General features: G+C 66.5%; 10 protein-coding genes. 2 read left to right on the top strand and 8 right to left on the bottom strand.

Features of this window, described 5'->3' with window-relative positions:
- Positions 1 to 121 precede the first annotated feature (121 nt).
- From cydC to D6T64_RS09550, 4 genes are read right to left on the bottom strand one after another with little or no spacing between them, the layout of a single operon-like run.
- Positions 122 to 1,891: a thiol reductant ABC exporter subunit CydC gene (gene cydC / locus D6T64_RS09565; RefSeq protein ID WP_233550992.1), complete on the bottom strand. Its 1,770-nt coding sequence runs from the start codon at positions 1,889 to 1,891 to the stop codon at positions 122 to 124.
- Positions 1,884 to 3,527: a thiol reductant ABC exporter subunit CydD gene (gene cydD, locus D6T64_RS09560; RefSeq protein WP_119974491.1), complete on the bottom strand. Its 1,644-nt coding sequence runs from the start codon at positions 3,525 to 3,527 to the stop codon at positions 1,884 to 1,886. Before cydD ends, cydC begins: the two co-directional genes overlap by 8 nt.
- 20 nt (positions 3,528 to 3,547) lie before the next feature.
- Complete coding sequence (cydB, locus tag D6T64_RS09555) at positions 3,548 to 4,573, bottom strand: cytochrome d ubiquinol oxidase subunit II (protein ID WP_119974490.1); 1,026 nt, start codon at positions 4,571 to 4,573, stop codon at positions 3,548 to 3,550.
- A 9-nt stretch (positions 4,574 to 4,582) separates the two neighbouring features.
- A complete protein-coding gene (locus tag D6T64_RS09550; RefSeq protein ID WP_119974489.1) occupies positions 4,583 to 5,995 on the bottom strand; it encodes a cytochrome ubiquinol oxidase subunit I in 1,413 nt (470 codons plus the stop codon).
- Positions 5,996 to 6,136: 141 nt separating this feature from the next.
- Here D6T64_RS09550 and D6T64_RS09545 point away from each other — a divergent pair, with 141 nt between their 5' ends.
- Positions 6,137 to 6,541 (top strand): BlaI/MecI/CopY family transcriptional regulator, encoded by a 405-nt coding sequence (locus D6T64_RS09545; RefSeq protein WP_119974488.1) that lies wholly within the window; start codon positions 6,137 to 6,139, stop codon positions 6,539 to 6,541.
- Positions 6,542 to 6,563: 22 nt separating this feature from the next.
- The gene (locus D6T64_RS09540) at positions 6,564 to 7,538 is read left to right on the top strand and encodes a M56 family metallopeptidase (protein ID WP_233550991.1); all 975 of its coding nucleotides are present in this window, start codon (positions 6,564 to 6,566) and stop codon (positions 7,536 to 7,538) included.
- A 65-nt stretch (positions 7,539 to 7,603) separates the two neighbouring features.
- Here the strand turns inward: D6T64_RS09540 and D6T64_RS09535 are convergent, their stop codons facing one another.
- From D6T64_RS09535 to D6T64_RS09520, 4 genes are read right to left on the bottom strand one after another with little or no spacing between them, the layout of a single operon-like run.
- Entirely contained in the window at positions 7,604 to 8,524 is a 921-nt protein-coding gene (locus D6T64_RS09535) for an ABC transporter substrate-binding protein (RefSeq protein ID WP_119974486.1), read from the bottom strand.
- Positions 8,524 to 9,264, bottom strand: a complete 741-nt coding sequence (locus D6T64_RS09530) for an ABC transporter permease (RefSeq protein ID WP_119974485.1) — start codon at positions 9,262 to 9,264, stop codon at positions 8,524 to 8,526. Before D6T64_RS09530 ends, D6T64_RS09535 begins: the two co-directional genes overlap by 1 nt.
- Positions 9,261 to 9,944, bottom strand: coding sequence for an ABC transporter permease (locus D6T64_RS09525; RefSeq protein ID WP_119974484.1), 684 nt, complete (start codon positions 9,942 to 9,944; stop codon positions 9,261 to 9,263). The genes D6T64_RS09530 and D6T64_RS09525 overlap by 4 nt, the downstream gene beginning before the upstream one ends.
- Positions 9,941 to 10,813 (bottom strand): ABC transporter ATP-binding protein, encoded by an 873-nt coding sequence (locus D6T64_RS09520; protein ID WP_119974483.1) that lies wholly within the window; start codon positions 10,811 to 10,813, stop codon positions 9,941 to 9,943. The genes D6T64_RS09525 and D6T64_RS09520 overlap by 4 nt, the downstream gene beginning before the upstream one ends.
- Positions 10,814 to 10,895 lie beyond the last annotated feature (82 nt).

Below are 10,895 nucleotides of genomic sequence, written 5' to 3'. Positions count from 1 at the left end.
GAGCATTAGTCAATACCGAGCCACCGACACTCCAGCCCCGACCAGCGCCCCAATTGGGCCTCAACCAGCGAAATAAGAAAAGAACTTTTCAGTATTCTTCCTGGACGCGCCCGAAATCCGGTCAGGCGTGGATCGCCGCGAACGGGAAGAGCGTCACCCGGCTCGTGATGAGCTCCTCGGGCACCGGGGTGTGCGAAATCAGCAGCACCGCACGCCCGTCGGCGGCGGCCAGGGTGAGGATGTCCCGCACGAGTCGGTCGCCGCGGTCGGCGTCGACGTTGGCGGTGGGCTCGTCCACGATCAGGATCGGGAAATCGGCGAGCAAGGCCCGCGCCAGGGCGATGCGCTGGGCCTGTCCGCCGGAAACGAGGGCTCCGCGCTCCCCCACCCGGGCGTCCAAGCCGCCGCGCGCCTGCGTCCACGCGCCGAGACCGACGCGCTCGAGTACGGCGAGCAGTTCGGCATTCGTCGCCGTTTCACGCGCGAACAGCAGATTCTGGCGGATGCTGTCGTCGAACAGCCAGGGGCGCTGCTCGCACAGCCCAACCACGCGGCGGATCGCGGCCGGCGAGAGAGTGTTCGCCTCGATTCCACCGAGCGTGTACGAGCCGGTGTACTCGAGGAACCGCACCAGGGTCTGGGCCAGCGTGGTCTTGCCCGCGCCACTCGGGCCGGCGAGGTGCACCCGGTCCCCGGGCGCCAGGCGCAGCGAGACATCGGCGAAAGCGGGGCGGGGCGATCCGGGCCAGGAGGCTCCGACGCCGGACAGCTCGAGCACGGGCATCTCCGTGTCCGCGAGCAGGTCCGCACCGGGCGCGTGAAGGGGGCCCGCTGACGGTTCGCGGGGAATCTCAGCGGGTATCTCGCCGGGGACGGCCGTGGCCACCCGGTCGGCGCTCGAGCGCACCTGGCGCCAGGCGCTCACGGCGAGAGGCACCATGCCGAAGACCTCGAAGACCGCCATGGGCACAAGAATGGCGACCACGAGGGCCGGTCCGGTGAGCCCAATCTCGCCAACCAGGATGCCGTTGACGAGGGTACCGGGCGTGCCGAGCTGCGGGGCACCCCACACCAGAGCCGCGAGGGTGGCCGCACCGGCGAACAGCGAGGTCACGCCGGACTGCACGCCGACCCCGAGGGATCGTCGCAGGGCCGCACGGCGCAGCCGGTCATCCGCGCGGGCGAGCGCGGCGAACCGCTCATCGAGGGCATCGAAGGCACTGAGCACGTCGAGGTTCTCCACGACTTCGAGCACCTCATTGGCGAGCTCCCCGCGCAGCGGAGCGAGCAGGCGTTCGGATCGAGCCGACAGGATGCCGGTGACGAGCGTTCCGAGCACCCCGGCCAGGATCAGGCTGATCAAAAGGGTGAGGCCGGCGCTCGGAAGCAGGTACCAGACCCCGGCGACGCTCAGCACGGCGGTGAGGCCCGCGATCACGAGCGGCTGCACGACGCGCAAGGGCAGGTCCTGCAGGTCGTCGACGTCGCGCACGAGGCGGCTGAGCAGGTCGCCGCGGCGGGTGTCCGTGAGGGCTGCCGGGGCGAGCGGCACGATGCGCGCAAAGACCCCTACACGCAGTTCGGCGAGCTGCGCGAAAGCCGCGTCGTGGCTGAGCACTCGCTCGAGATAGCGAAAAGCCGAGCGGCCGAGGGCGAAGGCCCGCACGCCGACGACCGCCATGCCCAGGAACAGGATCGGCGGCATCTCCGCCGCCCGGGTGATCAGCCAGGCCGAGCATGCGAGCAGCAGCACCGCCATGAGGGCGCTGGCGAGCCCGGCGAACAGGCCGGGCAGAAAGCGCCGGGCCGGCGGCTGGGCGAGGCGCAGAACGCGGGTGGCCTCAGCACTGGTGGTGGCGTGGCTAGCGTCGGGCAGCGTGAGCTCAGACAAGGCTCGCCTCCCGCAGTTCGATGACATGGTCGGCCGCGGCCCTGAAGGCCGGCCGGTGACTGACGACGATAACGATGCGTCCTTCCGCGGTGAGATGGCGTAGCCCGGCGATGAGGGCCGTTTCAGCGACCGCGTCGAGTGCCGAGCTGGGCTCGTCGCAGATCACCACGTGGCATCCGCGCGCCCGGGCCCGGTAGATCGCCCGCGCCACGGCGACGCGCTGCGACTGGCCGCCGGAGAGGCCGTCGCCGTTCACCCCGAGCGGCGTGAACGGGTCAAGCTCGGAGGCTCCGGCCCAGTCGAGCGCCAATGCGAGCGCGTCGGCGTCCCGATCGACGGATGTCTCCCCCAGCGTCACATTGCTCTCGATCGTTCCCGCAAACAGGCCGGGGCGCTGTCCTGCCCAGGCCAGCCAGTTCCGCGCCTCACCCGCGGTGACGGGTGTATCACCGAGTGTGATGGCTCCGTCGAACTCCACGAATCCCTGGAGGGCACCGACCAGGCTCGACTTGCCCACGCCGCTCGGGCCGCTGATGACGGTCAGTTCACCCGGGTGAAATTCGGCGTCGAGGGGCGCAGGGGCATCCGCGGGCCCGCGGCGGACGGACACTCCGCGCAGGCGTAGCACGCCACCCCGGCGCTCTGCGGGTGCCGCCGGCGGGCGGATCGGGGCAGCAGCGTCGCCCTGCCCATCGAGGATGGTGAAGACCTCCTCCGCGGCGGCGAGGCCGTCGGCGGCGGCGTGGAACTGCGCCCCGACCTGGCGCAGCGGCAAAAACGCCTCGGGCGCCAGCAGCAGCACGAACAGTCCGACCGAGAGGGCGAGCTCGCCCTCAACGAGACGCAGCCCCACTGACACGGCGATGAGCGCGACCGAGAGGCTCGCGGCGAGTTCGAGCACGAAGCCGCTCAGGAATGAAACCCGCAGAACCTTCATGGTGCGGGTGCGGTAGTCCTCGGTGATGGTGCGCAGGCGTGCACCCTGCCGACCTTCCCGGCCGAAGATCTTGAGCGTGCCGAGGCCGCCGACCAGGTCGAGAAACCCGGTGCTCAGTCGTTGCAGGGCTTCCCACTGCTGGCGCTGCACGCCCTGGGTGACCTTGCCGATGAGGATCATGAAGACCGGGATCAGCGGAAGCACGATGATCACGGTGATGCCGCTCGCCACGTCCTGCCAGAGCATGACGGCGATCAGGATCGGCGTCGCAATCATCGTCAGCAGCAGCTGCGGCAGGTAGCGGGCGAAGTAGTTGTCGAGGGCGTCGAGCCCCGACGTGACGACGGTCGAAAGGCGTGCACCCTGCTGGCCGGCGACCCAGTCCGGGCCACGCTCGGCCAGGGCGTCGAGCACCCGGGCGCGCAACTGGCTTTTCACCTGCGCGGCGCCGCGACTGGCGGCGACCTCGAGCAGCCAGACCAGCAGCATCCGCACCACGATCGTGATGGCGAGACCAAGGATCAGGCCCGAAAGCTCGGCGACGGGACGCCCGTCAAGCGCGCCGACGATGGATTGACTGAGGAACCAGGCGAAAGAAATGACGGTCAGGGTTTGCAGGAGCCCCAACACGGCTCCGCCGACCAGAAATGTTCTGGCGGCGGAGGCGTATCGAAGCAGTCGAGGATCTAGTGGGCGCACGGACTGTAGTTTACGGTGAGCTAGTGTACGGCGACCTCGGGCGAGTCGACCTGCTCCTCGATGTGGCTGCGGCCGATGCGCTTGCGGAAGACCCAGTAGGTCCAGCCCTGATAGAACAGAATGACCGGAGCGGCGATGACGGCCGTCCAGGTCATGACCGTGAGCGTGTACGGCGTGGAGGAGGCGTTTTCGATCGTGAGGCTGTTGGCCACGTCGTTGCTGGCCGGCATCACGTCGGGGAAGAGCGACGCGAACAGGGTGAGCACGGCGAGGCCGATCGTGACGGCCATGAGCGTGAAGGCCGACCGTTCCATGCCGCGCAGGTTCGCGAGGAAGGAGGCGATCAGCGTGACGGCGGCCACCGCGGCGAAGATAGCGGATGCCACGGTGCCATACGCGAAGGTCGTCCAGGCCAGGAACGATGCCGCGACGACGATCGTGACGAGGCCCGAGCGAACGGCGAGCTTACGGGCCCGCAGGCGGATGTCGCCGACCGTCTTGAGGGAGACGAACACAACGCCGTGGGTGAAGAACAGCATCAGGGTCGTGACCCCGCCGAGCAGGGAGTACGGGTTGAGCAGGTCGAAGAAGGTACCGATGTAGTTGAAGTCGGCGTCCAGCGGCACACCGCGCACGACGTTGGCGAAGGCCACGCCCCAGAGCAGGGCGGGAATGGCCGAGCCGGCGATGATCATGCCGTCGAACCACTTCTTCCACTCGGAGCCGGGGCGCTGGTGGCGGTACTCGAACGACACCCCGCGAGCGATGAGGGCCAGCAAAATGAGCAGCAGGGCCAGGTAGAACCCGCTGAACATGGTGGCATACCACTCCGGGAAGGCCGCGAAGAGCATGGCGCCAGCGACGATGAGCCAGGTTTCGTTGAGGTCCCAGACCGGGCCGATGGTGTTGATGAGGACGCGTCGGTCGACGTCGTCCTTGCCGAGGAACGGCAGGGACATGCCCACACCGAAGTCGAAGCCGTCGAGCACGAAGTACCCGATGAACATGAACGCGATGATCCAGAACCAGATCGTAGAGAGTTCCATCAGGGGCTCCTAGTAGACCGTTGTGGTCTGTTTGATTTCGCCGGACTCAGAATCGGGCTCCGGCGCATCGTCCGGGCCCTTCTGAACGGCTCGAAGGATAAGACGGAACTCGACCACGGCGAGAGCACCGTAGAGCAGCGTGAAGGTGATGAGCGAGATGAGAATTTCGATACCGCTCACTCCCGGGGAGACACCATCCTGGGTGCGCATCAGGCCGAAGACGATCCAGGGCTGACGTCCCATTTCGGTGAAGACCCAGCCGACGCTCATGGCAAGCAACGAGAACGGGAAGCTCCAGACGGCGACCTTCCACATCCACGGCGCGCGCGGCAGGCGACCCTTGCGGGTGGCCCAAAGGCCGACGACGGCGACGAGCATGTGGGCGAGGCCCAGACCGATCATCCAGCGGAACGACCAGTAGGTGATCCAGATCGTCGGGGTGTAGTCGCCGGGACCGTAGGTCGCCACGTACTCGGCCTGCAGGTTGTTGATGCCTTCCACGGTGCCGTCGAAGGTGTGGGTCGACAGGAAGGAGAGCAGGTACGGGATGCGAACCGAGAACAGTTCGTTCACTCCGTCGGGAGTGCCGAGGGTGAACACCGAGAAGGAGGCGTTCGCGCCGGTTGCCGTGGTGTACAGCGCCTCGGCGGCGGCCATCTTCATGGGCTGGGCCTCCACCATCACGAGGCCGAGCTGGTCGCCCGCGAGGGTCGTGGCGATGCCCGCGATGACCATCATCCAGAGGCCGAATTTCAGCGCGGGACGCATGGTCTCGAGGTGCTGGTTACGCGAGAGGTGCCAAGCCGCCACGGAGATGATGAGTCCGGCCGAGACCATGAAGCAGGCGAAGATCGTGTGCGGGAACGAGGCGAGGGCGATGGGATTGGTGAGCAGCTCACCGATGCTGGTCAGCTCGGCGCGCCCCTTCTCCTCGTTCATCTCGTAGGCGATCGGATTCTGCATGAACGCGTTCGCCGCGAGGATGAAGTAGGCCGAGGCGGTGGAGCCGATTGCGGTCAGCCAGATCGTCGCGAGGTGCAGGCCGCGCGGCAGCTTGTCCCAGCCGAAGATCCACAGGCCGATGAAGGTGGCTTCCAGGAAGAAGGCCGTGATTCCCTCGAAGGCGAGCGGGGCGCCGAAGACGTCACCGACGAACCGGGAGTAGTCAGACCAGTTCATGCCGAACTGGAACTCCTGCACGATTCCGGTCACGACGCCCATGGCGAAGTTGATCAGGAAGATCTTGCCAAAGAAGTGCGTGAGCTGCAGGTACTTCGCCTTATCGGTGCGGTACCAGGCGGTTTGGAAAATGGCAACGGTCAGCGCGAGGCCGATCGTGAGTGGAACAAAGAAGAAGTGATAGATGGTCGTGAGACCGAATTGCCACCGCGACAGGAGTAAAGGATCCAGCCACTCGTTCATGTGCCCTCCAGCATTAGCGTTTCTGTGTTCGTATCAAGTCCGTGCACGTGTGCTCTACACACAGGCCTTTTCTACGTCGTGTAGAACATTACTCTTCTACGTTACGTAGAAAACACAGGTGGAGCGCGTAAAGTTAATTTCATGGGAAGTTTGGGTGTTTTGGAACGGTTGATTATGGACATCCTCTGGGATTCGACCGAGCCGCTGTCGGCGAATGAGCTGCGGGATCTTTTGCTGAACCCGGAGGCATCCGCTGCCTCGAAGAAGCCCCTCGCGACGACCACGATTTTGACCGTGCTGTCACGCCTCGAGATCAAAGGCTTTGTGTCGCGGGACCGCAGCAATCGACCGCACGTCTACACCTACGCCATGTCCCGCGCCGATCACACCGCCGAGCTCATGCACCAGGTCCTCGGCACCGTCCCCGACCGCACGGCCGTTCTGGCCCGGTTTATCGGGGATGTCAGCCCGCAGGAAGCCGAAACAATGCGCCAGCTGCTCGGTGCGCCGGCCGGGCCCACGTCGCTCTCGGCCGTGCAGGAGTGACCCACCGCATCGACATCCGCCGGTGATTTTCGCCGCCCTCGTGCTCGGGCTGATCGCCCTCATCCTGGCCGCGCCGGCACCGATCCTGCTGGCCCGGGCCCACTGGACCACGCGCGCTCCGGGGGTCGCCCTCGTGCTCTGGCAGTCCATCGCACTCGCCGGCGGGGTCTCCATGATCGGCTCGCTGCTGACCTACGGCCTGGTTCCGTTCGGTGATTCCGTGCTCGACGGCACCCTCGAACTGGGGCAGTATCTGGTGGGCGCCCCCCTGCCGGCCGACACGCTGTTCACGCATGGTCTCGCCCTGTCGGGTGCGGTGATCCTCGCCGTGCACCTCGTGCTCAACCTGACCGCCACCCTGATCAGCGCGGAACGGCAGCGCCGCCGCCATCTCAACCTCATCGGCCTGCTGAGTGACCCCCTGCCCGACCGCCCCGGATTGCGGGTCATCGATCACGCCGCACCCGTCGCGTACTGCCTGCCGGGCGGCGCGCAGTCGGCCACCGTGCTCTCCAACGGGCTGCTGCGCATCCTTGACGCACACCAGCTGCAGGGGGTGATCGCGCACGAACGCGCTCATCTGCAGCAGAAACACCATTTGGTGCTGTTGGCGTTCAAATCGTGGCACAGCGCCCTGCCCTGGTTTCCGATCGCCAACCGAGCCGAAACGGCCGTCGCGCTGCTGGTGGAGCTGCTCGCGGACGACCAGGCCCGTCGGGTGGTCGACGACCGGGTACTCGCAACAGCGATCACCCTGGTGGCGTCGGCCCACTCGTCCGCGGGCACGAATCCGGTGCCGCGAGCGGATGCCCCGCCACCGGCTCGGGAACCCCAGGCCGGCGGTCCCTCAGGCGGCAGCCCCGGGAACCGGGTCGAGCCGCGGGTGCGCCGGCTCGTGGTACCCCAGCCGCCCCTGCACCCGGGCACGCGAGCGGGGGTGCTCGCGGCATCCGCTTCGCTGCTGGTAACCCCGGCGCTGCTGTTGCTCGCCGCCTGAAACCAAGACGGTCGATGTCCCGCTCGCGCGGGACATCGACCGTCTGGTGAGGTGCCGGGTCGTCGCTACAGGTTGGCCTCGGCGAGCCAGTCGGTCGCGATCTTGTCGGCCGATTCCTGATCGTTGGAACTCCGGGCGTTCAGGGTGACCAAAACGTCTTCGGTGAGGGCGGCGCTGACCGCATTGAGGATGTCAGCGGCGCCATCGTCAACCTTGTCCGACACGACGGGTACGACGTTATCCGGGAGGAAGAGATTGTCCGGATCGTCCAGCGCGACGATGCTGCCATCGGCGAACGCAGGGCTCGCGGTGTAGATGTTGGTGATCTGGATGTCCCCGTCCAGCAGCGCCTTGACCGTCAGCGGTCCGCCGCCGTCTTCGATGGGGGTGAAGCCCGCAAATTCGATACCGTACTTCGCGGTCAAGGCTTCCGGATTGTAGGGACGCTCTTCGAGTTCCGAGTTTCCGCCAACGGTGATCGGTTCGGTCACGTTCGCCAGCGAGGCAATGTCGGTGAGACCGTACTGCTCGGCGAAGGCCTTCGAGACCGTCCACGAGTTCTGGTCGGATGCGTCGGCCCGGTCGAGCAGGCTCAACCCGTCGGGAAGCGCAGACTCGAGTGCGGTGTAGACGTCGTCCGCGGTGCCAGCGGCCGCGTCGGGCTCGAGCGCCTGAAGCAGGCTGCCGGTGTATTCGGGGAAGACGTCGATGCCGCCGGCCTCGATGTCGGGCAGGTAGACCTCCCGCTGGCCAATCCGGAACTGACGATCAACGGTGTAGCCGCCGTCTTCGAGCGCCTGCGAGTAAATCTCGGCGATGATCTCATTGGAGTAGTAGTCCTGAGAGCCGACGATGAGGGTCTCGCTGGCCGAGTCTCCTGACCCTGTGGCCAGGGGATCACCGGTTGCACACCCTGCAAGGGCTACGACGGCCCCAACCGCGACCGCGCCGAAAAGCGCGAGCCGGCCTCTATTTGCTGTGAACATTACTGTGTTCCTTTCTCAACGGCGGAATTCACCATCGGGCGCGCCCTGGATGACCGCACCCGAACAACTTTGGAGCGGCTCGAAATCACGCCGCGTGGTACTACGAACCTCTGGATAGTAGCGAAGATTCCCTCGAGAGCGAGCGCGAGCAGGATCACGAGAATCGATCCGCCGAGCATTTCCGCATGATCGCGCGTTTTGAGGCCCGTGAACAGGTACCGGCCGAGGCCGATATCGGCGATATATGCCGCAAGGGTCGCGGTCGCGACGACCTGCAGCGCGGCCGAGCGAATGCCGCCGATCAGCAGCGGCAGCCCGAGCGGCACCTCCACCCCGCGCACGATCTGGCCCTCGGACATGCCGACGGCACGCGCTGCGTCGACCGTTCGCCGATCGATGGCCTCAAAGCCGGTGTAGGCCCCGGCGAGAATGGGGGGAATCGCGAGGATCGTCAGCGCCACGAAGGGCGCCCCGAGACCGATTCCGATCCAGAGCGCCACCAGGGTCAACAGTCCGAGCGTCGGAATCGCGCGAAACGCTCCGGCAACCGACACGGCAAGGCCGCGGCCCCGCCCGGTGTGCCCGATGAAAAACCCGATCGGAATGGCGATGGCGGATGCGATCACGAGCGTGACGAGCGTGAACGCCAGGTGCTCGAACACCCGCAGGGGTATCGCATTGACGCCGACGTAGTTGAGCGGGTCGAGGATCCACTGCACGGCCTGTGCAAACAGATTCACCGCGTCACCGCCGCCGGAGTCACGACGGGCAGGAGCACCCGAGAGCTGGACTTGCGCGTCCACGGCATCAGCAGACGGCCGAGCAGCACCAGAACGCCGTCGAGCACGAGCGCGAGCACGACCGTCGCGACGATTCCGGCGATGATCTCGGCCTGGATGCCCCGTTGAAATCCGTCGGTGAAGAGGCTGCCGAGGCTCTGCACTCCGATCACCGCACCGACGGTTGCCAGGCTCACGGTGCTCACGGCCACCACGCGCAGCCCGGCCAGCAGAACCGGACCGGCCAGGGGCAGCTCCACCTGCCAGAACTCCGACCAGCTGGAGAAGCCCACGCCGGCGGCGGACTGCCGCACATCCCGGTCAACGGAGGCGAGGCCATCCGCCACCACGCGCACCATCAGGGCGACGCCGTACAGGGTCAGCGCGATGATCAGGTTGAGCGGAGAACGGGCGCTCGTGCCCACGATGACGGGCAGAACGATGAACAGCGGCAGGGACGGGATGGCGTACAGCAGGCCGACCGACCCGAGGATGACCCCGCGACTGGCCCGGTACCGGTTGGCGAGGGCGCCAAGCGGGAGGGCGAGCAGAAAGCTCAGCAGGATCGGGGGCACGCTGAGCACGAGGTGGTCCAGGGTGCGGTCCCAAATGAGGTCGCCGTTGGACCAGATCCAGGTCACTGCCGGACCCCACCCTGCGCCGCAGCACCCGGGCCCGAACGGGTCCCGGCCTTGGTACCGGTGGACAGAACGCCGGCCAGGCGTCCTTCGCTGTCGACGACCAGGTCGTCACCGCCATGGTTTTCCAGGTGCAGGGACCGCTTTCCCCGATCGGCGCCGACGAAGCTGGACACGAATTCATCGACGGGGTTGGCCAGGATCTCGGTGGGGGAACCGATCTGGGCGACCAGACCCCCGGTGCGCAGGATGACCACCTGATCGCCGAGCAGGAACGCCTCGTCGATGTCGTGCGTGACGAAGACGACAGTTTTGTCGAGTTCCTGCTGCAACCGCAGCAACTCCTGCTGGAGTTCTGCGCGCACGATCGGGTCGACCGCACCGAAGGGTTCGTCCATCAGCAGGATGTTGGGGTTCACGGCCAGGCCGCGCGCGACACCGACGCGCTGCTGCTGGCCGCCGGAAAGCTGGCTGGGATACCGGTCGGCGAGCGTGCGGCTGAGACCGACCGTGTCGAGCAGTTCCAGGGCATCGAGGCGCGCCTGCTTGCGCGGAACACCGCGGAGCAGGGGAACCGTCGCGACGTTGTCGACGACTTTGCGGTGCGGCAGAAGCCCCGAGTTCTGCATGACGTAGCCGATGCTGCGGCGCAGCTTCACGGGTTCCAGGGTGGCCACATCGACCCCGTCGATTTCGATCGACCCGCTGGTCGGATCGACCATGCGATTGATCATGCGCAGCAGGGTGGTCTTGCCCGAACCGGACGACCCGACGAGCACCGTGATCTTTCGGCTCGGGAGCACCAGGCTGAAGTCGTTAACGGCGACCGCGTCCTGAGTGAACCGTTTGGTCACAGAACGGAACTCGATCATATAAGTGGCTCATTCCTCGCGTGGGGTCGGATCAACACAAACCAGCCTGATCAACAGGAATAGAAGGCAACCCAATCACTAT

It is taken from the genome of Cryobacterium melibiosiphilum (assembly GCF_003602235.1).
GTDB classification, from domain to species: domain Bacteria; phylum Actinomycetota; class Actinomycetes; order Actinomycetales; family Microbacteriaceae; genus Cryobacterium; species Cryobacterium melibiosiphilum.
The sequence above is the reverse complement of the archived record's forward strand: the minus strand, read 5'-3'. Positions and strand labels throughout refer to the sequence as shown.

What these genes read in the sequence shown, in the direction of transcription:
- D6T64_RS09545 (WP_119974488.1), top strand. Translation starts at nt 6,137, where the DNA reads ATGGGAAGTTTGGGTGTTTTGGAACGGTTGATTATGGACATCCTCTGG.
- D6T64_RS09535 (WP_119974486.1), bottom strand. Translation starts at nt 8,524, where the DNA reads ATGTTCACAGCAAATAGAGGCCGGCTCGCGCTTTTCGGCGCGGTCGCG.
- cydB (WP_119974490.1), bottom strand. Translation starts at nt 4,573, where the DNA reads ATGGAACTCTCTACGATCTGGTTCTGGATCATCGCGTTCATGTTCATC.
- D6T64_RS09520 (WP_119974483.1), bottom strand. Translation starts at nt 10,813, where the DNA reads ATGATCGAGTTCCGTTCTGTGACCAAACGGTTCACTCAGGACGCGGTC.
- D6T64_RS09550 (WP_119974489.1), bottom strand. Translation starts at nt 5,995, where the DNA reads ATGAACGAGTGGCTGGATCCTTTACTCCTGTCGCGGTGGCAATTCGGT.